Origin of the sequence: Vibrio sp. 5S239, assembly GCF_041439575.1 — a bacterium.
In the GTDB taxonomy this organism is placed as follows: Bacteria; Pseudomonadota; Gammaproteobacteria; order Enterobacterales; family Vibrionaceae; genus Vibrio; species Vibrio kanaloae.
On the sequence record NZ_JBGOOM010000001.1, the window covers coordinates 126,744 to 152,729 of the forward strand.

Below are 25,986 nucleotides of genomic sequence, written 5' to 3' on the forward strand. Positions count from 1 at the left end.
TTCCGGTTACTCTCCTCCACTCTTTATTTATGATGCTCAGTTGTTAGGTTTATTTCTTATTCGATTGACCCCTTTGTGATTTTTTCATTGCCTTATTGAGATTCCTTCTATTTTTAATGCAACTCACACGAACCGTAATCTATGGTTGTATTTCAATCGTTCCGCCGTTTTTCCCTTTTCAATACATTTACATTGTAAATAAGTGATGCTGTAACATTTTAAATTTGATAAAGAAATAGCACGATTATGCATGGTAAAATACCCATTTTCTGTGTTTGTTTAAATCGATGTTTCATCTAATTGTAATAACATAGTCTATTTTATGTGATTTAACTCATAAATGAATGTTCATGTTTTTGTTGGATTTACTGTTAATTGCTGTACAATTTTATAATTAGTTAATCATTACGGAAACTGGCAATGAAAAGAGAACAAACGATCGATAAGCTCTATCAGCTGGCCGAACAAACTCAACAAGTTCAGGCTGACCGAATTGAGATTATTCTGGAAGAGCGAAGTGATGAACATTTTCCTCCAATGTCTAAAGCTATGATGGAAACACGTTCAGGCTTAACTCGTCGAAAATTGGATGAGGCTATTACTAAGCTTGAAGCAGATGGTCACCAGTTTACAAAGAACAACGCTAATCATTACTCGATTTCATTGACTGAAGCACACATGTTGATGGACGCGGCTGAAGTGCCAAAGTTCCACCAACGTAAGCAGCATACAGACAACAAACCTTGGGTTATCAACGTACAGAACCAGAAGGGTGGTACGGGTAAATCAATGACAGCGGTTCACTTAGCGGCTTGTTTGTCTTTGAATTTAGACAAGCGTTACCGTATCTGTTTGATTGATTTGGATCCACAAGGCTCACTGCGCCTTTTCTTAAACCCACAAATCAGTGGCGCAGAGCACGACAGTATATACTCTGCCGTTGATATCATGTTGGACAATGTGCCTGAGGACCAAGATGTTGACCTAGAGTTTCTTCGAAAAAGCGTGCTCTTGCCAACTCAATACCCAAATCTTAAGACCATTTCAGCTTTCCCTGAAGATGCGATGTTTAACGCTGAAGCATGGCAAAGCCTCTCTCAAGATCAGTCACTTGATATCGTTCGTCTTCTAAAAGAGAAGCTTATCGATAAAATCGCCGATGATTTTGATGTAATTATGATCGATACTGGCCCGCACGTAGACCCTCTCGTGTGGAACGCAATGTACGCGTCGAACGCACTTCTGATCCCATGTGCTGCAAAGCGTTTAGACTGGGCTTCAACGGTTAACTTTTTCCAACACTTGCCAACCGTGTACGAGATGTTCCCGGAAGATTGGAAAGGGCTTGAGTTTGTTCGTCTAATGCCAACCATGTTTGAAGACGACAATAAGAAGCAGGTTTCGGTTTTAACTGAAATGAATTACCTGTTGAATGACCAAGTAATGATGGCCACCATTCCAAGAAGTCGCGCGTTTGAAACTTGTGCCGATACCTACAGCACGGTGTTCGATCTTACGGTTAGCGACTTTGAGGGCGGTAAGAAAACTCTGGCAGTCGCTCAAGATGCGGTACAAAAAAGTGCTCTAGAATTAGAGCGTGTATTACATAGCAACTGGCCTTCACTTAATCAGGGATAACAAAAATGGCAATTAAAACATCTGACTTAAATGCAAAGCTATTTGGTAAAGCAAACAAACGTCGCGTGGCAACGCCGCAAGAAGCGCAAACCGCTGCTAAAGAACAGGCTCAAGTGATTGAGCTTTCTGTTGCTGGAGAAGACCTCGTTTCATTTGAACTAGTTCGAATCCCTGCTTGTGATGTAGAAACTAGAACGGTCGTTTTTGAGGATAATGCTCGTGAGCAGTCTTTCTTAAATGAACATGCTCTTTCTGATGTTCTTACAACATTAAAAGAGCGCGGTCAGCAATATCCTGCGGTTGGTCGTAAGAACAAAGATGGTACGATTGAAGTTCTTGATGGTAGTCGTCGTCGTATGTCATGTATTTTGGCTGACAAAGAATTTCTAATCTATGTTGCTGAAAACATTAACGGCGAACACGCTAAGTTTTTATCAGATGTCGCAAATGCTCATAAGCCTTTGTCTTTATATGAGAAGGGTAAAGAGATGCAAGCGAAGCTTGATAAAGGCGAAGCTGAAGACCAGAAAGCACTGGCGAAAATGTTCCAGTGCAGTGAGGCTTTGGTGAGTGGCGCATTGAAAGCTGCGGCTTTACCACTTGAATTACTTCAGGCTTACCCAAATGTGAGCGACCTTGGTCGTCCAACTATTGTTAAACTACACAAGCAGTTTGGTGGATTGACGAGTGAACAGCAGCAATCACTGCTGACTAAGTGTGATGCTTCTGAAGGTTTTGTATGGCAGCGTAGTGAAGCTCAAGGTGTAACTCGTCTAACCAAAGACGTGACAGAAACTTTGGAAGGTTGGATTCTTGAATTGGCGCCAGCGCCAGCGAAGAAAACTTCTCCAAAAGTTGAGCTTATTAAGGGCCGCGCATCATACAGCCGTAAGGGTTCAAACTTGGCGTTGAATCTTAAGAAAGTTGATGATGCAACAATGGAAGAAATCCTCGCCTTCGTTCAATCGAAGCTCGACTAACTCGACGACTTTTCATTACTCCTCTCAAGCCGCTTTATGCGGCTTTTTATTTGGCTGTGATAAACTGTGTTTAGACGAATCTGGACGCTAACTATGACAAATCCAACCAACACTTTTCTGCACACCCTTTCTAACATTGCCAACCATAACGACCATCGCTATGGCGTGGTCTTTAATGGTGATTTAGATTGGCAAAATACTGCTATTTCCACCTTCCTTCACGATGCTAAATCTCAAACCATTTTCCAGCTTGGTGGCGTTCCTTTTGATGGTGTGACTCATGCATCGGTAAAAAAAGGTCAGCAACTTCTTGGTCGGGAATGCCAGGTTCTTGTTTGTGACTTTAGAGAGCAGTTTGACGCGAACGGTTTTAGCGCCGCACTGGGTTCGTTAATTGGTGGCGGATTATTGTTGGTGCTGCCACCAAGCGCCGATAAGTCTGAGTTCGACGGAAGTTCGGGGGTTGGTCAACGTTGGTTAAAAGGACACTTTGACAAACTGATCCCTGTTTCGCAGAGTGACGAAGCTTCGGGCGTAATACCAGGTGTTAACTTATTTCCTCAAAAACTGGATCGGACGAATGGTATTGGTCGATTTGAACAGCAAAACACGGCGATTGAGTTGGTCAAAAAAGTTATGCTTGGCCGTCGAAAGCGCCCCTTGATTCTGACCGCCGATAGAGGTCGTGGGAAAAGTTCGACACTTGGTATTGCGGCGTCACAGCTTTTGGTTGAGCGCCATGGGTTAAATATTATTGTTACAGCACCTACTGTTAGAGCCATCGAGCCCGTTTTTTCTCATGCGCTACAGCGACTCGACTCTTACGAAGTGATTAACGCTACTCACATTGGCCATCAAGGTGGAAGCTTAAGGTTTGTTGCGCCAGATGAATTACTTAAATCTAAGCCTGATTGCGATCTGTTGTTGGTTGATGAGGCGGCTGCTATTCCAATCCCTATGCTCAAATCTATGGTTGGTATTTATCATCGTTTGGTCTTTTCAACTACGGTTCACGGATACGAAGGTAGTGGACGAGGGTTCGGAATCAAGTTTGAGGCTTGGCTATCTGAACATCGCCCGGGTTGGAAGGGGTACAAACTTGAACAACCGATCCGATGGAACAATAACGATCCACTAGAGTGTTGGCTGTTTGACTGCTTCCTGCTTAGCAACGATGTTCCGCCTAGTGATTTGCTCGCCAGCGACATTGCTAACTTAGGTGATGTTTCTGGTAATGCAATGAGTCACTTAAACTTGATCAAGTTGTCAAAAGCCGACTGTTTGATTAACCCAGTAAAGCTTCAACAGTGCTTTTCTCTGTTAGTTGACGCTCATTATCAGACGTCACCCAATGACTTAATGCAGTTTCTTGATAATCCTGCAATTCATTTGTACGCAGTATGGCTACAAGGTGAGTGCTTAGGTTGTATGTTGGTGACGGAAGAGGGTGGGTTAGATAAAGATTTGATTGCTCAGATTCAAATTGGAAAACGCAGGCCTCAAGGACACCTTGCTCCTGTGTTACTGGCAAACCAACTTGGCTGCAGAGAAGCAGCGACTAGTCGCTGCCTTCGAGTGATGCGCATCGCCGTTTCAACCAGTTATCAAAGCAGAGGGATCGGTAGTTGGATGTTGAGTACGTTAGCGCAACAAACTGACCAAGTAGATTATTTGGCGACAAGTTTCGGTGCCACTAGTGAGTTGATTTCATTCTGGCGCGATAACGATTTTGTACCTGTCCATATTGGCCACCAACGCGATCAGGCAAGTGGCTGTCACTCGGTACTGATGGTTAAACCGCTTCACGGAAATGCTCTGGATTGGATTAACCAACTGCAAAGCCACTTTGAAAATAGTTATTGTTTTCTCGTGTCGGGTTCTTTGTCTTCTCTTGAAATTGATATGGTACGTGCATTATTGCCAAAGGGTGTACGCGCAGTGAGCGAGTTGGAAATTCAATTAGTCAGGAATTATGTTGAGGGCGGAAATAGTTATGACAGTATTGGCTTTAGCGTATTGAAATTAATTTTGCTAGATAACGCTCGTGATTCCGTAGGTCTTCAAGCCTCGTCTTTGAGAGCTCAAGACTCTGCTGTTTCTGATTTACTCATCGCAAAGGTTGTGCAACAAAAAGAGTGGGGGACTTGTATCGACCAACTCAATCTTGTTGGGCGCAAGCAAGCCGAGATTCAGTTTCGACAAGATATCGATTTTCTATTGTCAAATTTACACTGTAAATAGAGAGGCTGGATTTTAAATTTATTTACAGTGTAAATTTAAATATGAGATTTACACTGTAAACTAAGCATCAATATAGGTGTCGCGTTAAACCGCATTCGTGTTTTTTATCTTTGTCAAAATTACCAGTCTTTCTACTCCGGCTCCGCGCTTATCAATTGCTACTTTGGTCAAGCAGCCTGTTCGTGTGGCTGCTTGCCAACGTAGCCAACCTCTCTTTATGGGTAATAGAGGAGCGAATGATTAAATAGCTCAATATTATTTATAAGTCATCTTTGAAGAATCAAAAGTAAGTGATGTAACGCTGATTATTCAAATGTGGTGATTTTAAGGTCAGAACGAATTATATAGACTAATTAATAACTGAGTCATTAGGGATACTCAATTCGAATGTGGGATAACATCATTACATTATCAGAAGATAAGCAACAAGTGATTGCGTGTCTTCCGTCGGGAATAGTGGTTGACGCAAACTTTGACAGCAAGACACTATCACCGGCCTTGGAAGCGCTAGGCGCATCTAACTATTTTATTTTCGAAGAAGAGGTGTTGCGTTTTGTTGTTCTTGCCAAAGAAGGCAAGGGTGAAGCGTACGAAGGCGTTTTGATTGCCGAAGTTCGTAATGCAAGTGTTGCGGTTGAAGTGTCTGATGATGAGATGCTCGCCACTCTTGTGGTTACTGGGCCATATAATGGGAGCGTATTACGTGGCAGCGACATCATTCACAGCTTAGCTCAGGCACACATAACAAAAGGCATTAATAAGTTAGCGCTCAGAAAAGTACTGATGATGAGTGGCAAGCTTAAGCCTGGTGAAAAGTTTACTCAGCCAGTAGCGAAGGGCACTCAACCTGTGAAGGGGAAAGATGCTAAGTTTACCGCTTTGGTTGAAGATATTACCCGCCAAGTATTGAAGCCTCATAGTGAAGATGTCGGCAAGATTGATATGCGAGATTTGGGCGAGACTATTACCGTTGGTAAAGATGACCAATTGATGAAGCGAACGCCAGCCACCAAAGGTATCGCTGGTTTTACGGTCCAAGGTCGAATTATCCCACCGCTCCCTGGACAAGACATTTTAATCAAACCTGGAAAGGGCACTTATATTTCTCCTGACGATCCCAATTTATTATTGGCTTCATACTCTGGTTTACCCATCATCAAAGAACGAACCATTGAAGTCGATGACGCCCTGTGTGTTAGCAATGTTGACGTATCAACCGGACACGTTAAATTTAAAGGTAATGTGTTTGTTTCTGGAAACATTGAACCGGGGATGATAGTTAAGGCGACGGGGAGTATTACTGTCGGTGGATTTATCGAATCGGCAGAAGTTCAAGCTCAAGGAGATATTAAAGTCGCGAAAGGAATTATTGGCCACACGACCAAAGAGGGTGATCCTAAAAGCTGCAAGGTATTCAGCAAAGGCTCCATTACTGCAAGTTATGCGCAGAATGCGGAGCTACAAACGGTGAATGATATCCGACTTAGCGTACATAGCATGAGTAATGACATTCGATGTGGCAAGAATCTTATCGTGATGGATGCTTTGAAGAAGCACGGTACACTCAGTGGCGGTGCTGCTAAAGTCGGCGGAAAAGTGGAATGTGTTTTCTTAGGGGTTGAGGGAGATACCGCAACCAAGGTTCACTGTTTTGCACGTTACGATGGATACCGACAAAAGATAGCCGAGTTGAAGGAAACCTATAAACACGCCCAAGAACAAACCATGGATGTGATCCGCCAAGAGCTAGAATTCAAAAAGCAACCAAAAGCTGAGAGAAGCGAAGAGCAAGCGTTGACCATTGAACAGCAACGCGAAAAAAACAATCACGCGATTGAAAGCACCAAGTCACAACTTGACACGCTTGAGGCTGAATTTGAAACAAACCTTGCTGAGTGTACAGTCGAGGCTCATGAAAAAGTATATACCCGAGTCACGATTCAGTTTGGTGATGAGACGGTCACAACCAAGCGAACGCATGGCGGAAGTGTTTTCTCATTCAATCAATACGAGATCCAATGTACGTTCAAGATGGAACAAGAAGATATCTCCTTGTAATTGAACACTGCTGAATAAGGCGGATCTACTTTTCTATCTAATTGAATAAATAAAGAGAGGGAGCTGACGCTCCCTCTCTTTATTTTTACTTATGTCTTAAATTTTGGCTCGTTTACTTGAGATCGGCTTAGCTTGCAGCTCTTACTTTTCCTTGTTTGAGGTCTGACAAAACTTGCGCTTTTGGACCATCGGCAATAATGCTTCCTTTTTCCATGACAATCACTCTATCTACAATGTCCAACATTGAAGTCTTGTGAGTGATTAGAATCAAGGTCTCACTTGGTAACAGTTGGCTAAGCTGATGCTTGATGTGCATTTCTGAGCGGTTATCCATGGCACTGGTTGGCTCATCCATCAATAAAACCGGTGGGCGTCCTAGGAAGGCTCTAGCAATCGCGACAGATTGACGTTGGCCACCAGATAGTAATCCTCCCCCCTCGCCGACCTGACGCTCTAGCCCTGCAGGATCTTGCTGAGTAAAAGCAGTCACACCTGCACGGTTAGCTGCATCCATCACATCACGGTCATCCACTAAAGGACGACCCAAGGTAATGTTGTCTCTTACTGAGCCATAAAATAGATTACTGTCTTGTGGTACACAGCCTATATTACGTCGTACATCGACGTGGTGAAGTTGTTCCATATCTGTGTCATCAATGCGCACATGGCCCTCTGTGGGCTTGTATAGGCCCATAATAAGGCGCTCTAAAGTCGTTTTACCTGAACCAATACGACCAATGATGGCGACTTTTTCACCTGGAGTGATATTCAGAGTCAAATCTCTTATAGAAGCCATTGGAGCGTCTGGGTAGTGGAAAGTCACTTTGTCTAGCGCAATATGACCTTGAATAATAGGACGGTGAATATAACGCTTACCTTCTTCTTGCTCGTCTGGCATCGACATTACTTGCTCGATCAAGGTCATCGATGATTTTGCTTGGTTATAACGAGTTGAAAGTAGTGATAATTGAACCAGAGGACCAATCGCACGGCCACTCAACATCGTTGCTGCAATCAATCCACCCATGGTGAGTTCACCTTCTGCTATTAGGTATACACCAAAGATGATCATCCCAACATTGGTACTTTGCTGAACAAAGCCAGCAGTGTTTTGGATACTGTCGGTAATGCGGCGACTTTTAATGTTCCAATTCGCCATGTGAGCAACGGCTTCTTCCCAACGGAATTGAAACTGGCTTTGAGCACTGAACAGCTTAACGGTTTCTAGTCCTGCCAAACTCTCAATCAAGTTCGCGTATTTTTGAGAAGCGAGACGAGAGCCTTCTTCAATCGTGCGACGCAATGGTCCCTGGATTAACAGCGCATAGATGACCAGAATGACTACACCTGTGACAGGAACAAACACAAGATTTCCGGCCATTAACCAAATTAGTGCCAAGAACATCAGTGCGAAGGGTAAGTCGATTAGCGAGCCAATGGTTGCAGAGGTAAAGAACTCACGGATGGATTCGAACTCTTGCAAGTTTTTAGCGAAGGCACCGACAGAAGCAGGCTTCGCTTCCATACGAATTCCCAGCACTTTACTAAAAAGCTTAGAGGAAATGAGAATATCGGACTTCTTACCAGCGACATCAATAAAGTAGCTTCGCATTAATTTTAAAAGTAGGTCAAAAAGGAAGACGACAAAAATACCGCTCGCCAACACCCAGAGTGTTTCGAATGCGAGGTTGGGCACCACTTTGTCGTACACCAAACGCGTGAACATTGGCGCAGCAATGGCGAAGATGTTGATCAGAATAGAGGCGATCAACACATCACGATAAATGTTTTTAGACTCCCAAATGGTGCTCCAAAACCAGTGTCCTTTACGAGTCTTTAAAACTTCGGGTGATCGTTCGTCATAGCGAAACTGTTTCTTTACTAGGAAGTAACGACCAATGAACTGCTCTTTCAGCTCTTCGACAGGAATGATGATAGGAACCATTCCACTCTCCGCTGTGATAATTTCAGCTTCTTGTTTTTCAATGTCGATACTGTTGAGAACGCATGCCTCGCCTTGTTTTAGCAATAAAACGGCAGGCAGAATCAGGTGAGGGATATTTTCTAAGTCGGAACGGTTCTCTTTTGCCACTAACCCCGCACGTTCAGCAGAACGTGGAAATAGGAAAGGGGTTAGCTTACCGTCTGATAGTGGCAGCCCATTGATCAGCGCTTCGGGTGAGTTAGCTAATCCGTAATATCGGCTAACGTAGATCAGTGAGTTTAATAGTGGATCTTGCATGCGATATAACCCTTACAACTATTTATCAACAATGAAGCCTTGGAACACTTCTACGTAGTTATCAGACAGGATATCTAGCTGAGTCTGAGTTTCTATTCGAGACGCAATGGTGGTTATGCCTAAGTTGTGAGCGGTTCTAGATATTGATGTTAAGGTAAACTTCTGTTTTTCATCATCAAGGTTATGCGTGAACAGGTAATCTAGCTTCACATAGCTTGGGCGGTACTCGTTGATGTAATCCAGCGATTGGAAGTTACGTCCGTAGTTATCGACACCAAACATGGCTTCAGTGTTGCGAATGGTGTTACACAGCAGCGCTGTGTAGTGCGGAACGTTAATGAAGCAGTTTTCTGGAATCTCAAAATGCAGCAGGTGAGCGATTGAAGCATTTTGTTCAAGCATTTTACCGATCCAACGGATGAAGCTTGGTTGAGAGATACTGCTTGGTGAAATGTTGATAGCAATCGGGCTCGTCACCTCGTTTGCATTGAGCTTTTCAATCATTTTCTCGATAACGTATTGGTCGAGAATGTGGCTCATTTCAAGTTGTTCTAGCGCGTATAGATACTGGTTGGCACCGTAACGAACACCGTCTTTCTCAATAGCAGAAAACACCTCTTGGTGATACGTTTTACCAAAGGCATTGTTTGCGGCCTGGAGACGGAAGGTAATGAGGTCGTTGATGATCGCTTCTTCAACTAACATACGCCATTGTTGTTTACCCATCACGGCACCATGGTCGTCTGCTGTTACATAACCATAAGTAAGCTCACGGTTCGCCTTGGAACTTGAGAGCGCGTTATCGACTAACGACATGATTTCAGTACTGGTTTTACGAGTGTTGCTGTAGGTGACGCCTAATGCAAGGTGTGGATTAGCCATACCTGTTGGATCTGAGCCAAGGCCTTGAATGCAGTTTACAATGCTACTCGCGACGAGTTTAAGTTCGCTCTCATCGATGTTTGGCATAATGAAGCCGAACTCGTCGCTAGAAATACGAGCAATAGTGATGTCTGGTGATGAAATTGAAGCTTGCAACTGTTCGGCCAATTGGTGAACCAAGGCATCACCTTCTTGGTAGCCTTTTTCATCGTACTCTTCACTAATAAACTCGGCCTTTAGTACTGCTAAACCGCCTAAACTGGATTCTTCTAACCACTGAGTTAGTTGGGACATGTAGTAAGCACGGTTACCTAATTGAGATACAGGGTCGATATACGCTCTTTCACGCAGCTTTTGTGCTTCTTTCGCTTGATTTTTAAAGGCCAGTTCAACTTGAGTCGACATGTGGTTGATACCATCGACAACTAGGGTTAGATCTTTTGTCTTAGGGCGGGCCAGTGGTTCGCCAAACTGATTTTTCGCGATCTGATCCATTTTAGTAATGATCATAGAGAGCGGGCGTAATGCTCGCTTAAGGATCCAAGAGATAGAAACTAAACCCAGCAGGAAGATCGCTCCAAAGGTGGTCAATAAACGGGTGAATGCTTGCCAAAGTTGATCGTAGGCGGGACCAGGGTGGCTGACAATCTCGACCTCCGCCAGCTGCATCCAGCCACTTGTTATCACACGGCGATCATGAACAGGTTCAAACAGGTTCAGATTAGTAAACCATTGCGGTACTCCTGTAGGTTTAACAGGATATGAGCGGAGAATGTCTTCACCGCTGTCGAGAAAAATCAATCGAACGACTGAATAAGAACTGCCATCAAACAGGGCGTTGATGACAGACTCTACGGCCACCTTGTCCTTTTCTTCTAGGTAAGGGGCAAGGGCCAGCCCAACAGTATTAATGGTATTACTTACCTCAGAGCGTTGCTGCTCCTCTAAGTATCCACGGGTAGTATTGAATTCGATCATAAAAACTGATGTCATCAGCAATATGAAAACCGCAACCATCCCGACCACAAGCTGTTTATATAAAGTCATTGTACTTACTCATCGTAATTTATAATGGGTTTATTTAATTTTAGAGAGCGTTCACGAGAACGTAAGTCGTTCCATAAGCTCAACCTTGAAGATTTACCTGCTAGCTTACCGCTGCCTGCTGCCGACTTGATTAACCAAAGGTTCCTACCATTGAAGCTGTAAATCGGTCGTAGATCTTGCCGCTTAGAGCCGCGTTTTATTTCAGGATTTAAGTTGTCCAGAATTAGTGGCTCCGCACTGGGTGTTGAGTAATACGCCAGCACCATATGGAACTGGTTTAGCTCAAGTGCTTTTACATACACCAAGCGTAGTTTTTTATCTGGGACGCCCAGTTCAAGCAAAGAAAAGTACTTTGCTATAGTGAAGTCTTCGCAATCACCGGCATTGCTGCCTAAAAACTCTAGTGGTGTCGCCCAATAATCGTTCTTTCCCCAAAGTATTCTGTCGTCGACAAAGTACATTTGGTTGAAGAATTGGTTAACCGACCTGAGCTTATCTTTCTCACTTAGCCCGTCGTATGACGTCATATTTGAACGCCAGGTGGCGACGCGTTTTCCTGCTCTCTCTCCGTAGGTTTCAGAGACAGCATCTATCCATCGTTGATCACTCTTATTGAGCGCCACAGAGGTAAAAGAGGTGAGTACTAGCAACAATAACGAGGCTCGAGACTTCATAGTCTTTGCTCTTGTCTATTCGTTGTATGCTGCAAGGCGTTATTAAACATCAAACGTCCTTACTCTTTTAATGCGTTGTTTTGAGCGCTTAATATCGGTTTCAACATGTATTCAAGCACGGTTCTTTTACCTGTAATGATATCGACAGAGGCCGTCATTCCCGGAATGATAGGCAGCTCTTCATTGTGCCCGAAACTGTATTTTTCAGTACGTACACGCACGATATAGAAACTGTTGCCTTCTTCATCTTGCGTAGTATCGGCGCTGATGTGTTCTAACACGCCTTCTAATCCACCATATTTAGTAAAGTCATAAGCACTAAATTTAACAATAGCGGTCAACTCTGGGCGAAGAAAAGCGATGTCTTGCGGAGCGATTTTTGCTTCAACTAGTAGCGAGTCTTCAGTTGGTACAATCTCAACAATGTCCATACCAGGCTGAATGACTCCACCAACGGTATTAATGCCCAATGTTTTTACTGTGCCTGTGACGGGGGATACCACCACGGTACGATTGACTCTGTCTTCCAGGCCAACCGAAGATTCGGTCATTGCTGAGAGTTTGTCTTGTGCTTGGTTCAGTTTTTCTTGTTGTTCTGAGCGGAAGCTCAGCGCAGCATCAATACGACTTAGCATGGCTTCTTTGATTGCGGAGCGCAGTAGAGGAATTTTGAGTTCACTAGAGGTCATTTCTCGACGAGTATCGTTTACTTGCCTTTGAAGCTTGAGTAGTTCAATTCTTGGTACTACCCCTTCGTCGGCAAGCGGCTTTGTTATTTCTAGTTCTTGGCGGGCGAATCGGTAACTCTGTCTTAAGTTATCGACGCGTGCTTTTATTTCAATAAGATCTTGTTGCTTCTGCTCAACCTGTTGATCAAAAACGGAAAGTTGATTTTTTAGATTATTAAGGTCTTGGCGATATTCTGCTTTTTGGCGGTTAACCAGTTTTGGATGAAGCTCGTAGAACTTTGGAGGGAAGGCTAATTTACCGTAGTCGAGTGAGACACTTTGTTCCCAGTTTTCGACGGAGAATTCTTCGTTGATGACCACACTGCTAAATGAAGCAGAAAGCATCAGCACGTTGGCTGTTAAGTTGGCGACTTGTTGTTCGCGTTCACGAAAGTCAGAACGGAATCGAGTGTCATCGATCAAGAGAAGCTGTTGACCTTTTTTAACGCGTTGACCTTCTCTAACTAATATCTCTTTTACTAGGCCACCCTCAAGGTTTTGGACAACTTGGATTTGGGACGAAGGAATAACTTTACCTTGACCAACGGTGACTTTATCGACTTCAGCCCAAGAGGCCCAAGCAATAGCAGCAATAAAAAACAACACGATTATCCACAGCATGATACGCGCACTGGTGGGCGTATTGAGTAGCAGTGCCGCTGTTTTATCATCGGCATACTCAAGTTCGGTGTCGTTCAGTTTGCTGTAATTCTTCTGGCTCATGACAGTCCTTGGTTACTAAATAAAGTACAAGCTCATTGAGTGTATTCTTACTTTTGATAAATGTTAAGATTTGGCACCTTTAAATATTTGAATTTATATATCTTTCAATTCTTATCGGTTTTTGAAATCCGTTTTATCGAGCTGATGCTTTCTTAGCTTGTCATAAAGTGTTTTTCGCGACACTTGTAGTTCTTGTTGTACCTCTTTTAACCGCCCTTGATGGCGATGTAATGCCTCAATCAAGATAATTTGCTCAAAGCTATCGGTACGTTGGTTTAATGATAGCTGTTGCTCCTCGATGCTCGTATCAAATTGGTGCTCATCACTTTGCTCATTTTTATCATTGCCGAGTGCTGGCTGTTTTACTTGAGTTAACACCCTGAGTTCAGCATGTTGACGAAGCTGTCGAATGTTTTCGCTCCAATGAGTGGCAATTAGCCGTTGAATCTCTTTTTCTGTGATAACTGGCGGCGGCAGCTGATAGCGGCTTGCTGCACCACGAGCAAAATGTTTGAACAAAGAGCCAATATCTTCTGGCCTTTGTGCCAACGGTAATAAATCAAAGCGGCGCAGTGCACTTATAATTGTAGTTGGAACTATTGTGCTTGCTAAAATGATACAGGTTGCATTGGTCTTGCATGAGTTTTCACGAAGTAGAGTGGGTTTTAGGTTTGCTAACCATAACCATTGCTCCTGAGTTAATACCTCTGTCTCATGGATATAGAGTGTTCCGCCCTGGTGTTTGAGAAATAACTGCAAAACAAACTGATGAAATGACGCTTCATCACTGCGTGGTAAATTGAACGCGGCGATAGGACAAAGCTCGGCCGTTTGATGGCTGTGTAAGTCATGTGTGTACTGCGCCGTAATTCTTTTGCCCGTTCCGACGTCACCGACAAACAGTAACAACGGGTTTTGTTTGCAATCTAGAGTGATTAACTCACGGCGTAATTGCTGCATAGAAGGGGATTGGCCAATGAGTTTCGGCCCCACCTGATTCTGCATTGCTAACTCTTTTCTTAATAGATTATTCTCTTCAACCAAGGCGAGTTTGTCGGCGGCTTTTTTTACTGCGGTAAGTAGAGCATCGACAACAAACGGTTTCTCAAAAAAATCATAAGCGCCGGATTTCATTGCAGACACTGCAGTTTGTACATCGCCGTGTCCTGTGAGTACGATGATTTGAAAGTTGGGGTTTTGGTTTAACAACTTTTGAGTAAATTGAATACCATTCATCACTGGCATGTGAATATCAGTGATCACTATGCCTGCCTGTGTCACATCAATTTTATTTAGCGCTTCAATGGCATTTGGGAAGCAGACAATGTCGATGCCTTCAATGAGCATCGCTTGTTCTACGGAGTCTCGGATGGCTGGTTCATCGTCTACAAAATAGAGTTTGGTCATAGAGTGCAAGAGCCGAGTCCTTAACAGTCGGTCAAAATTAGGCGTTAGCCCTCTTTTTATAAAGTGGAATATCTAGCGAGAATAGCATGCCTGAGGGCGCTCGCTGTGTTGCTTTAATCGTGCCGTGATACGCTTCAATAATCCGTTTCGATATTGAGAGTCCCAACCCTAAGCCTTCTGGTTTGGTGGTGAAAAATGGATCAAAAAGTTGCTCAAGTTTATCATCAGAAATACCAATCCCGTTATCCCAAATGATCAGCCGGCATGTACCGTTTTGCAGTTGCCATTCAACGCCAATCTGCGGGCTAGCCAGCTGATTCAAATGGTGGCCCTGGGCTTGCTGTTCTTTCAAGGTTTCCTGTTCAAGGCATTGCTGTTGAAGTGCTTGAATGGCGTTGTGAATGAGGTTAACCAACACTTGCTCAAGCTCTGTAGGGTGAATGGCAATATTAATGTCATTTGGCACTGTACTTAATCTAAGGGTAATGCCGTGCTTGAGCATCAATGTACTGAGAATAGTGGTGGCGTTGTTTATCGCTTGATGAAGATTTGCCTTGTGGTGCTGTTGTTTGGTGACCTTACGGGTGAAAACTTTCAGGCGGGTGATGATCTTTGTAATAGATGCATTCAAAGCGATCATTTTATCTAGGTTGCTTTTGACTAAGTCGGAACGTCCCATTTCAAGCAGTTTTACGCTGTTCTCACTATAGGTTCTCAGGGCCGCAAGTGGTTGGTTGATTTCGTGATTAATGCTGGCTGACAGCTCCCCAAGCACGGCTAGTTTGGCGGTTTGTGTCAGTTCTTGCTCTGTTTGTTTAAGCTTTAGCTGAGACTCTTGATATTGAAAGATGGTTTGCTGAAGCTGCTGGTTAGATTGTTTTAAATATTGGGTGCGTTTATCAACGGCTTGCTCTAAGTTTTGGTTAAGCCGAGTTAACGCCACTTTCGCTACATAGGTCTGACGCCACGACCAAGCAATGAGCACCACCAAGCTGTAAATGACGACAAAGATTACGTCTATCTGTAGAACTTTAAGGATTTCAGCATTGGTCTCTTTTAAAGCAATTACTTGGTATTGATTGTGGCTAATTTCTGTGGGGTAAAGGTTGAAATTACCAAGCTTAAATAATTGATTCGCTGTGAGGTTTCTTTGAACTTGGCTTGCTGGAATACCATTGCTCTGATTTGCTTCGTTAATTTCTTTTGCAACGCTTGAAGAGCGAAAAGCTTCGATAATCGAAATTTGGCTTTGACCATATTGGCGTTGAAGGGCGATATCTTGTTGCTGCTGCTCACTTAATGGCAGTAATGAGTGATAAAGCCAGTGAATCTGGCTTGAAAGAAAAACCACTTGGTTCGAGTCGAGTACTATGATCTCAAAGTCGTCGCTGGTTAGGATGTTTTCGAGATTCTCTAAACTCACCTTTACGGTAATAACCCCCACAACTTCCTTCGCGATATACAGCGGTGAAGATAAAAAATAACCTCGCACGTTCGAGCGAGCACCTAGCGCGACATATTGCGTATTGTTGCCTTTAATCGCAGAGGCAAAGTAGGGGCGAAACGAGAAGTTCTCACCGACAAAAGTTTGCGCTTTTTGATAATTACTTGAAGCGACCACTGTGCCGCTTGGGTTGTGGATATAGATGGTATCGGCCTGGCTTTGACTCGACCACTCAAACAACAGTTTATTGAGTTGTGTTGTGGTCATTTTATCTGACTGTGGTGACTGGTCAAAATAAGAAAGTAGGCGTGGATCGTGACTGAGTAAATCTGGGATTTGTTTGAACTTATCCAACTCAGAATCGATTTGCAGATTGGCTTTATTGGCAGCTTCGTTAAGTTGCTGTGTAACGGCTTTTTCTTGAAATTGCACTGCTAAAAAGTGAGTGGCGGTGAGTCCTGCTGTTCCCAATAACAATGAGAGTAAAACAAAAGGGGTCATCAGGTTAGACAGTATCTTAGTCACTAGGATCTCAGCTTATAATCGGTTTATATAAATATTATCAATATCGTGTCTAGAGTACCGAGATCTCGTTAACACAGCGAACCTTCTTTGAGACAAAACCAAGGCTGAGACTTGTGTTTCAAAGCATTACGGCGCAAAATCACAAAAAATTAAAAGGAGCAATCAAATGGAACTGACAGACATTCGTCGCGAATACGCTAAGGGTGGTTTGAGACGTAAAGACTTGGCCGCAGACCCGATTGAGCAGTTCAATCTATGGCTAGAGCAAGCCATTGAAGCTAAGTTGACTGACCCTACTGCCATGACAGTTGCTACGGTAGATGAAAATGGTCAGCCATTCCAACGAATTGTTTTGCTGAAGAATGTGGATAAAGATGGCTTCGTTTTTTATACCAACTTAGGTAGTCGTAAGGCGCACCAACTTGAGCACAACAGCAAGATCAGCCTGCATTTCCCTTGGCACCCGTTAGAACGACAGGTTCACATTACCGGCACGGCGGAAAAGTTGACGGCGATGGAAAATATGAAGTACTTTTCGTCTCGTCCGAAAGAGAGCCAGTTAGCCGCTATTGCCAGTAAACAAAGTAGTCGTATTTCTGCTCGTGGGATTCTAGAGGGTAAGTATCTAGAGCTAAAACAGAAGTTTGCGAAAGGAGAGATCCCAGTCCCTTCTTTCTGGGGGGGATTTCGAGTGCGCGTTAATAGCATCGAGTTTTGGCAAGGTGGCGAACACCGTCTGCATGACCGCTTCTTGTTCTCACGTCAAGACAACCGCTGGGACATTGATCGCCTAGCGCCTTAGTCTCATTAACCTTAGTTTGCTTCATCGAAATAAAAATACCGTTGATTTTGTGTTTACTCACATCAACGGTATTTTTTCGATATAGAGACACTATTTGGCTACTTAAAGTAAACCCTGAGAGTTTACAGCTCTCGTAATACTCTGAATCCTAGATAGTTGGCTGCGGTTGAAGGTGCAACGTTCAGTTCGTTATACACTTTCGCCTCTTCTGGAGAGAAGCTCCATGCGCCACCTTTCGCTAAGCCTTTCTGAGTGGCTGTCCATTCCCATACGTTCCCCACCATGTCGTAGAAGCCCGTTGGTGTTGGTAAGAATGATTTAACCGGGGATGTACTGACGTTTGACCAAGGAGTACCAGCCCAGCCGGTATTGGCTTTACCTGAACGAAATTCATTGCCCCACCAGAAGTTGGTATTCTGACCTGCTCTTGCAGCAGCTTCCCATTCTTGTGGCGTTGGTAAGCGGTAGGTGAAACCTGTGTTGTCAGATAGCCAACGAGTGTAAGCCTTGGCATCGTTTTGGCTCACACAAACGACAGGAGAGTTATTTGCTTGCATAAAGCCAGGGCTCTGCCAGTCGTTGTCAGAAACCGTCGTGATCTCGGCATTGACGAACTTATCACAAGTATTCATCAGCTCTGCGTCAGTCTGGTAGCCAGTGCTTTCAACGAACGCTTTAAAATCTTGAACACGGGTTGGCGTTGCTGCTAAAGCAAATGGTTGTTTGATTGTGACTTGCTTGGCGTTGTGTTCGCCCAACAGGTAACGACCAGAGCCGACAACAATCATTTCTGGGCTCTGAATGTTGCTCCCCATTGGGTCGGCAAACTTAGTGCCAACGTTCAATGAGTTCCGTTTGGCTTGTAATACCGCTCTTAGGTTGTGATCGCGGGTTATCTTCAATTCTTGATTGAAAGGAAGGTATCCTTCTTTCACTATCGTGACTATGTGTGGGCCCGTTGGTAACATCACTTCAACCGGAGTACTGCCATAGTTCACGCCGTTGATAGAAACTTTGTCGTTGTACTTATTTGAGCGAACCACTAAGTTGACCCAAGCGACTTCTTTTTGTTGATCGTTGGTTTGTTGCTCACTTTGCGTGAAACAGTTGGACGATTGAATATCAAGTAGGCGGCAAGGTGTATTTTTGTCTGGACGCGTTTCTAGGTTTGCAGCAATAACCGCTCGGTAACGATTATTTTCAGAGAAGCCAGAGGATTTTACTTTGTGCTGCAGAACGTGAATGTTTAGTGAAGCAGATGCGAGATGTTCTCTCACCGCTTTTGATTCAGTCGCGTTGTCCACAAGGCTTTTCTGAAATTGTTTCACCGCTTTTTGAAGCGCTAAGGTCACGGTTTGCTCTGAACATTGCGCCAATGTCATGTCATGGCTACAACGGTTAGTAAAGCTGACCGTTTGTTCTTCGGCTTGAGTTATCTCGTTTCTTAGTCGCTCAGCTCTTGCTCTTAACTTGTCTTGATCTAGATTTGCGATTGAAGCCTCTACAGCCGTTTTCTCTGCTTGAATAGCTTCTAGCTCCATAGCTAAGCCTTGCTGTTTCTGTTCTGCGTCTGAAATAGCAAGCTTGCTTTCTTTTACGGTCTTCCAAGCGTCTTGGAATCGGTTTTGAGCTGGCGAAATATCGAAATCTGGCTCATCAATCATGCGCGAGTAATCTTGCTCTAGGTCAGTTTTTGCTTTTGCGAATGCCTGCTCTGTTTGAGCTGATAACTTAGCGAGACGCGCGGCTTGCTGTGCCTGATTGTCGGCTAGATTTTGTTTCTCAGACATCTTCTTTTCAATGGACGTTAAATCGGCATGTTTTTCGAAAAGTAAGCTTTCAATATCGGTGACAGATGCTGCGATCACTGGTGGCGTCTCAGCAAAAACAGCAGGCGTCATTAAGCAGGGAGCAAGTGCAAATAGTAGAGTGGGGAAACCTTGGCGCATGTTGGGCTACTTCAATCGTAAGTTAGGTTAATCGAATAATCTAAACTAACACGCCATTTCGTCTGTAGCTACTTTCTATAACTATCAACAAAATGGCGAGTCATCATTCAGCTTTGTGAAATAGGCACGGCTATTTATATCGAGCTTAGCTTTTTATGTCGGCTGAGCTCTCTCTCACTATAGAGAGGGTTTAACTTTCCTTGCTAGGAAGGAGTTTAACCCAAATAGTATCGCTGCCGCTGATGGTTACAGTGCGGTTGTAAGACTCATAACCTTCTTTTGAAATAGTTACTTGGTGACGACCGCTTGGTAGAGCAACCTCAATAGGTGTGCTGCCGTACTTAATGCCGTTGATGGTGACTGAGTCATTGTATTGATCAGAGCGCACTGTCACATTAGCCCACTGTTTGTCACTTTTTTTAACCACAGCTGCGTCACTGCCTGTTAAACAGTAGCGTGTTGAGACATTCAATAAGTTACACGCTGCAACCGCTTCAGGTTTAGCTTGAAGTTGAGCCTGCATCTGCATGAAGTAAGAATTATTACCAGAGAAGCCGCTCTTGATCGCTTGGCTATCTTGAACATGGATATTCAGTTGAACACCTTGTAAATTTTGTTTCGCGAGTGCACTTTCTGTGAGCTGATCAAGTAATTGAGACTTAAACGTCTGTACTGCTTTTTGGTTTGTTAAGTGCTTGCCTTGAGCTGTACACTCACCCAGTGTCATTGTTGATGAACATGTGGTGGTGTAGCTGGTTTCAAGAACAGCACTTTCACGAAGTTCTGTGGCGATACGTTTAACTCGAGCTGCAACTTTGGACTCTCTCAAGTTAGCCAACTCATTATTTAGACGAGCTTGTTTTTGCTTGATTTGAGAAAGGTGAATCTCGCTCTCGTTCATCGCTTGTTGGTTATCTAGCTGAGACGATTGGTTTTCTTTCACGGCTGCCCAAGCATCTTGGTAGCTTTTCTGAAAAGAAACCAAATCTGTTTCTGGATCTTCAAGTAAGCGGCTGTACTGTTTGTCTAGCACAGACTTAGCTCTGTTGCGTTTTGCCTTTAGTTCTTCACCTTCGCGTAACAACTTGCTGTTTTGGTTCTGTAGTTGTTTTAAGTTTTCAGTCGCCGATACTTTGGTTGCTGAAATACGCTCAATATCTGAGTTTTTCTCTGTTAGCTTTGCATCGATAGCTGAAACGGGATCGACTTGATTCAGTTCTTCAGCGGATAACGATGCAGATACCCAAAGAGGGGATAGCGCAAGTAAAAGCGCTGAAATTCGAAAGTTAGTCATAGGTCCCTGCAACTTATAGATTGAAATTGGCTCGTTAATAAAGTGTCAACTTTCTAGTTGTGAGTCACTAGTTATTATCAATTAACACAGTACCCGTCTTTATACCGTTTTATTGCCATCCAATCTACTCAAAAGCCAAGTTTCGGTACTTCGGATACACTTTTTACGGGTTAAAGGTTAATTATTTGAGCTCTATAAGAAAATTCTGACGTGATTGTGCTGTTGTTACGTTCTCATCTATGAATCACTGTGACGGTCTGTGTGAGTGCTTTTAAGCCCCTAAAATTACCGGAACGATTGGTTCTACAATGGCCGTAGTTTATACACTCATGATCATCTTTCCGGAGGCATGATCACAACGATCACGGTCGTGATCTTTTCGTAAAGTGTGAAGAAATGACTCTCATGATCATTTACAAATTCATCTTAAGTAGATTTCAGAGTAGTATTATTAATATGTCGACTTCAGTATTTTGATGCCATGCCAAAACCTTTACCTTTGCCAAACCTAGATTTGTCTCCGATAGGCCTTACTGTGCCTCGTCCGGCTGAGATCATTACTTTGCCATCTCACATGGATTGCCACGATCACCATTATTCGCAGGTAGTCATTGGTTTAAAAGGACGGGCTGAGTTTGAGATCAACGGGAAAGGTAATCTTGTCGGGCCTGGGCAAGGTTGTGTGGTGACGGCTAGCTCTGATCATGCTTTCGGGGGAGTGGTCGGTCAATCGGATATTCTAGTGCTTAATATGCCAATGCCAACCGATGATGACCCTCTGATGCTAGAGAAGATTAACCAGTTAGCATCATCGAATGTCTACTTCCAATTAGACGCGCAAATTCAAAAGCTTATTCATATGCTAGTGCAAGAGATGCAGGCGAGCCCTGATGATCTCCTGTTGAGTCGTGCGTGTAATGATACGGTGATAGCGTTGATGCAAAGACATATTTCAGCATTTGAAACCTTAATAAAAGACTCGCGTTTTGATCTTGATGCATTGGATCGGTACATCGAGCAGCACCTAGTGAACAAGATCTCGGTCGCGCAACTTGCGGGTAGTGTGTTCTTAGGTGAAAGTCAGTTCCACATGCTATTTAAAGCTCAAATGGGTATTACTCCACATCAGTATGTTTTGGGTAAACGCATCGATCGCGCCCGCCGCTTAATCGAACAAGGTAATCTTAGCCTTGGTCAGGTAGCAGAACTTGCTGGTTTCTCCGGTCAATCCTCTTTTACTCACACCTTTTCGCGCCTTCAAGGCATGTCACCATCTCAATACAAAAAGCAAATTTCTGTTAAATAATGGAATGAAATACCAGGTTATATTAAAGTTTCATATGTGACGTTGTGTTTGTTTTGTTAATAAAGCGAGCTTTTGGCAAAAACCCCGGAGTTTTTGACAAGTAATCCTTATATACTCAAAATACACTGCTGCCATTGTAGAGAGCCCGAACTCTTTTCGGGTGTGAGATTAAGGAAAACGCATGTTTACAGCTACTGATGTGTTAAAACCAGAATTCAATGAGCAATCGCTTGATGATCTATGGTCGCTTATCTCACCATTGTATATGGTGGATGAAACCCAATGGCTAGAGCAGCTCCTGCCACTAGCTACCCCTTCTGAGTCTGAAAAGAAGCAAATCGCAGACAAAACGACATCATTGATCGAATCTATCCGCGCGGATAAGACTTCTATCCAGATGATCGATGCCTTGTTGCTTGAATACAGCTTAGATACTCAAGAAGGCATCTTGCTGATGTGTCTGGCGGAAGCTTTGATGCGTATTCCTGACTCAGCAACGGCTGATGCGCTGATTCGTGACAAACTCAGTGTTGCGGATTGGAAATCTCACCTGAAGAATTCTGACTCGGTTTTTGTTAACGCATCAACTTGGGGCCTAATGCTAACAGGCAAGGTGGTTGGACTTTCATCTAATGAGCAGAGTGCGGGTCAAGCCGTTAACCGTTTAGTCAACAAGCTTTCTGAGCCGGTAATTCGTAAAGCGATGCACCAAGCGATGAAGGTGATGGGTCACCAATTCGTTCTTGGCCGCAGCATTGCTGAAGCGCAAAAGAACGGTAAATCTATGCGTGACAAAGGTTTTACCTACTCATACGACATGCTAGGTGAAGCAGCGCTGACTACGGCAGACGCAAACAAATACTTCAAAGATTACCTCATGGCGATTGAAGCCGTGGGTCGAGATACCTACGTATCTTCAAAATCGAGTCCTGCTCCATCGGTTTCTATCAAGCTTTCTGCGCTTCACCCACGTTATGAAGTGGCGAACGAAGATCGCGTATTGACTGAACTTTGCGACACGCTAGAGCAGCTATTGCGCCGCGCCGTAGAGCTTGATGTTGCGATTACGATTGATGCTGAAGAAGCGGATCGCCTAGAGCTTTCTCTTAAATTATTCGAAAAACTGTACCGCACTGACCTTGTAAAAGGTTGGGGTAAATTTGGTCTGGTTATTCAAGCCTACTCAAAGCGTGCACTGCCTGTTTTAGTATGGCTAAATCGCTTGGCGAAAGAGCAGGGTGATTTAATCCCGCTTCGCTTGGTGAAAGGCGCTTACTGGGACAGCGAGATCAAATGGTCACAACAGGCTGGTTTCACTGATTACCCAGTTTATACACGCAAAGAAGCGACAGACGTAGCTTACCTTGCATGTGCGCGTTACCTATTGAGCCCAAGTGTTCGTGGCAATATCTTCCCGCAGTTTGCGAGCCACAATGCTCATACGGTTTCTGCTATCGCAGTGATGACTGAGCACAAAGATTTTGAATTCCAACGCTTACACGGCATGGGTGATTCTCTTTACAATCATGCGATGGAAGCTTACCAACAGTCAGTACGTATCTACGCACCGGTTGGCAGCCATAAAGACCTTCTGCCATACCTAGTACGTCGCTTGCTAGAAAACGGCGCAAACAGCTCGTTTGTACACCGTTTGGTTGATGCTCGCTGCCCAGTTGCTGAGTTGACACAACACCCTGTCGATATGCTTCTGGCATTTGATACGCTAAACAACACTAAGATTCCTCTGCCTCCAGCGGTATTCCCTGAGCGTAAGAACTCTTACGGTGTGAACATTGATATCGAAAGTGAAGCTCACCAGTTTGAAGAGCAGGTTAAGTCTTACCTTAACAATCAATGGACTGCAGGCCCTGTGATCAACGGTGAATCTCTTGCTGAAAGCATGATCAAGGCTGATCAGAACGTTGAGCAAGTAACCGCACCTTACGATCGTCGTATTAATGTGGGTCAGGTGGCTTTCGCTAACCTTGATCATGTTTCCGCAGCGATCACTGGCGCAGATGCGGCATTCGCTGATTGGAACGCAACATCGGTTGAAACCAAAGCGGCTGCGCTTGAGAAGTTGGCTGACCTGATGGAAGACAACCTTGCTGAGCTAGTGGCGATTTGTCATCAAGAAGCGGGTAAGACGATTCACGATAGCGTTGATGAAGTACGTGAAGCGGTCGACTTCTGTCGTTACTACGCAAAACAAGCAAACAACCTACAAGGTTTCGAACTAAAAGGTTTTGATGGCCAAACACGAATCGCTTCACGACAAGGTCGCGGTGTGTTCGTTTGTATCAGCCCTTGGAACTTCCCTCTCGCTATCTTCCTAGGCCAAATTACAGCGGCACTAGTCGCGGGTAACACGGTTGTGGCGAAACCTGCTGAGCAAACAAGTTTGATTGCAGCTCGCGCCGTTGAACTGATGAATGAAGCGGGTTTCCCTGCTGGCACCATTCAGTTACTTCCAGGTCGTGGTGCTGAGATCGGCAGTGCGCTAACTAGTCATGATGCGATTGCGGGTGTTGCCTTTACCGGTTCAACACCAACGGCACAACGAATCAACGTGTCTTTGGCAAGCCGTAACGCTAAGCCTGTTCCGTTTATCGCGGAAACCGGTGGCCAGAACGCGATGATCGTCGACAGTACCGCACTGCCTGAACAGGTGGTTCGTGATGTGATTCGTTCTGCATTTGCTTCGGCAGGTCAACGTTGTTCTGCACTGCGTGTGCTTTACATCCAAGAGGACATTGCAGACCGCGTGATTGCATTGATTCATGGCGCGATGGACGAGCTTAGTGTTGGCATCCCACATCTTCATAAAACGGATGTTGGTCCTGTTATCGACCAAAATGCGAAGCAGAAGTTGTTGGCGCACTTAGAAAACATGACCAATACCCAGAAGAAGGTGGCTCAACTTTCTCTAGGTACGGATTGTGAACATGGTGATTTTGTTCCACCAAGTGCATTTGAAATTGATGACATCAGCTGCTTAAAAGAAGAGCAATTTGGTCCTGTGCTGCATATCGTTCGCTTCAAAGCGAGTGAGTTAGCGCAAGTTGTAGATCAAATTAATCAAACAGGTTTTGGCCTAACTATGGGGATCCACAGCCGTAACGAGACTACTTACCGTTGGATCGAAAAACACGTTCGTGTGGGGAACTGCTACATCAACCGTGACCAAGTGGGCGCTGTTGTTGGTGTTCAACCATTTGGTGGTCAAGGTTTGTCGGGTACTGGCCCTAAAGCGGGTGGTCCTCACTACCTGTATCGCTTTACCGATGTTCATTTTTCTCAATCACAAGACAAGGCATAAGGAGCAGTATCATGGTTCATCAAGTGACAGGTTTTTCTGATGCTTTGCTAGCGTGGGAACAATGGAATCTTACTGACTTTGATTATAAGAGTGCTCAGGTACTTTCATTTAAATCAGAGATCGAAAGCCAATCTGCACCTTTGGCAGCAGTAGCGACTTATCATCTAGAGCAAGCGTCAGCATTACTTGCAGAACACCACCTTATGCCAGGTCCTACGGGCGAAACCAACGAGTTGTATGCTGCAGGTCGTGGTGTGGCTTTGGTGATTGTTGATGATTGCGAAGAGAAAGTGCCAGCACTGCAAACCGCAATGGCAATGATTATTGCGGCACTATTGGCTGGGAACAGCGTTCAGTTGTGCAGTGATGACGTGCAGTTCAACACCTTAATTGCCGATGCGGCGACACAAGCGAATCTGCCAACTAACTTGGTGCAAGTTGCCTCGTATGACGCTGCACAACAGCTGCTGTCTTGCGATGTACGAAGCGTAGGTTATGTAGGTAACTCAAAATCTGCACAAGCTATCAATTTACAGCTTGCTAAGCGTGACGGTGCAATCGTTGGTTTAGTAGCTGAAACGGATCTTACGGCAATGAATGTTGCTAACGATCCACACTTATCGCTGCGTTTTATTACTGAGCGTACGCGAACTATAAATATAACAGCCGTGGGTGGTAACGCGACCTTGCTCGAACTGGGAAGCGAAGCTCACTAACCTTCAGTAAA

General features: G+C 44.2%; 15 protein-coding genes and 2 pseudogenes. 9 read left to right on the forward strand and 8 right to left on the reverse strand.

Features of this window, described 5'->3' with window-relative positions:
* The first annotated feature begins 420 nt into the window (after positions 1-420).
* From ACED48_RS00605 to ACED48_RS00625, 5 genes and pseudogenes are all read left to right on the forward strand, one after another.
* On the forward strand, positions 421-1,638 hold the full coding sequence (locus ACED48_RS00605) for a ParA family protein (RefSeq protein ID WP_017057700.1): 1,218 nt from the start codon (positions 421-423) through the stop codon (positions 1,636-1,638).
* A 5-nt stretch (positions 1,639-1,643) separates the two neighbouring features.
* The gene (locus ACED48_RS00610; RefSeq protein WP_017057701.1) at positions 1,644-2,618 is read left to right on the forward strand and encodes a ParB/RepB/Spo0J family partition protein; all 975 of its coding nucleotides are present in this window, start codon (positions 1,644-1,646) and stop codon (positions 2,616-2,618) included.
* Between the two features lie 93 nt (positions 2,619-2,711).
* Positions 2,712-3,795, forward strand: a pseudogene (locus ACED48_RS00615) (tRNA(Met) cytidine acetyltransferase TmcA domain-containing protein); the annotation flags it as partial.
* A gap of 65 nt (positions 3,796-3,860) precedes the next feature.
* Positions 3,861-4,859, forward strand: a pseudogene (locus ACED48_RS00620) (GNAT family N-acetyltransferase); the annotation flags it as partial.
* 387 nt (positions 4,860-5,246) lie between these two features.
* Positions 5,247-6,917, forward strand: coding sequence for a DUF342 domain-containing protein (locus tag ACED48_RS00625; protein WP_017057703.1), 1,671 nt, complete (start codon positions 5,247-5,249; stop codon positions 6,915-6,917).
* Positions 6,918-7,044: 127 nt separating this feature from the next.
* Here the strand turns inward: ACED48_RS00625 and ACED48_RS00630 are convergent, their stop codons facing one another.
* From ACED48_RS00630 to ACED48_RS00655, 6 genes are all read right to left on the reverse strand, one after another.
* Positions 7,045-9,159: a type I secretion system permease/ATPase gene (locus tag ACED48_RS00630; protein ID WP_017057704.1), complete on the reverse strand. Its 2,115-nt coding sequence runs from the start codon at positions 9,157-9,159 to the stop codon at positions 7,045-7,047.
* Between the two features lie 18 nt (positions 9,160-9,177).
* Positions 9,178-11,088, reverse strand: coding sequence for a LapD/MoxY N-terminal periplasmic domain-containing protein (locus tag ACED48_RS00635; RefSeq protein WP_017057705.1), 1,911 nt, complete (start codon positions 11,086-11,088; stop codon positions 9,178-9,180).
* A gap of 5 nt (positions 11,089-11,093) precedes the next feature.
* Entirely contained in the window at positions 11,094-11,762 is a 669-nt protein-coding gene (locus ACED48_RS00640) for a transglutaminase-like cysteine peptidase (protein ID WP_017057706.1), read from the reverse strand.
* A gap of 59 nt (positions 11,763-11,821) precedes the next feature.
* Entirely contained in the window at positions 11,822-13,213 is a 1,392-nt protein-coding gene (locus ACED48_RS00645; protein ID WP_017057707.1) for an HlyD family type I secretion periplasmic adaptor subunit, read from the reverse strand.
* Between the two features lie 111 nt (positions 13,214-13,324).
* Positions 13,325-14,620, reverse strand: a complete 1,296-nt coding sequence (locus ACED48_RS00650) for a sigma-54 dependent transcriptional regulator (protein ID WP_017057708.1) — start codon at positions 14,618-14,620, stop codon at positions 13,325-13,327.
* 37 nt (positions 14,621-14,657) lie between these two features.
* The gene (locus ACED48_RS00655; protein WP_029627164.1) at positions 14,658-16,589 is read right to left on the reverse strand and encodes an ATP-binding protein; all 1,932 of its coding nucleotides are present in this window, start codon (positions 16,587-16,589) and stop codon (positions 14,658-14,660) included.
* Positions 16,590-16,755: 166 nt separating this feature from the next.
* On the opposite strand from ACED48_RS00655, the gene pdxH reads away from it, so the two are divergent.
* Positions 16,756-17,391, forward strand: a complete 636-nt coding sequence (gene pdxH, locus ACED48_RS00660) for a pyridoxamine 5'-phosphate oxidase (RefSeq protein ID WP_017057710.1) — start codon at positions 16,756-16,758, stop codon at positions 17,389-17,391.
* A gap of 122 nt (positions 17,392-17,513) precedes the next feature.
* Here pdxH and ACED48_RS00665 read toward each other — a convergent pair whose 3' ends face one another.
* Together ACED48_RS00665 and ACED48_RS00670 are read right to left on the reverse strand one after the other, a co-directional pair.
* Positions 17,514-19,340, reverse strand: a complete 1,827-nt coding sequence (locus ACED48_RS00665; protein ID WP_017057711.1) for an SUMF1/EgtB/PvdO family nonheme iron enzyme — start codon at positions 19,338-19,340, stop codon at positions 17,514-17,516.
* 190 nt (positions 19,341-19,530) lie between these two features.
* Positions 19,531-20,634 (reverse strand): PEGA domain-containing protein, encoded by a 1,104-nt coding sequence (locus ACED48_RS00670; RefSeq protein ID WP_017057712.1) that lies wholly within the window; start codon positions 20,632-20,634, stop codon positions 19,531-19,533.
* Between the two features lie 481 nt (positions 20,635-21,115).
* Here ACED48_RS00670 and ACED48_RS00675 point away from each other — a divergent pair, with 481 nt between their 5' ends.
* The 3 genes from ACED48_RS00675 to ACED48_RS00685 all read left to right on the forward strand — a co-directional run bounded on the left by ACED48_RS00675 (position 21,116) and on the right by ACED48_RS00685 (position 25,975).
* Positions 21,116-21,940 carry an AraC family transcriptional regulator gene (locus ACED48_RS00675; RefSeq protein ID WP_017057713.1) on the forward strand — a complete coding sequence of 275 codons (825 nt, stop codon included), beginning with the start codon at positions 21,116-21,118 and terminating at the stop codon, positions 21,938-21,940.
* A gap of 181 nt (positions 21,941-22,121) precedes the next feature.
* Complete coding sequence (gene putA, locus ACED48_RS00680; RefSeq protein ID WP_017057714.1) at positions 22,122-25,259, forward strand: bifunctional proline dehydrogenase/L-glutamate gamma-semialdehyde dehydrogenase PutA; 3,138 nt, start codon at positions 22,122-22,124, stop codon at positions 25,257-25,259.
* 11 nt (positions 25,260-25,270) lie between these two features.
* Positions 25,271-25,975, forward strand: a complete 705-nt coding sequence (locus tag ACED48_RS00685; protein ID WP_017057715.1) for a 1-pyrroline-5-carboxylate dehydrogenase — start codon at positions 25,271-25,273, stop codon at positions 25,973-25,975.
* The last annotated feature ends 11 nt before the right edge of the window (positions 25,976-25,986 follow it).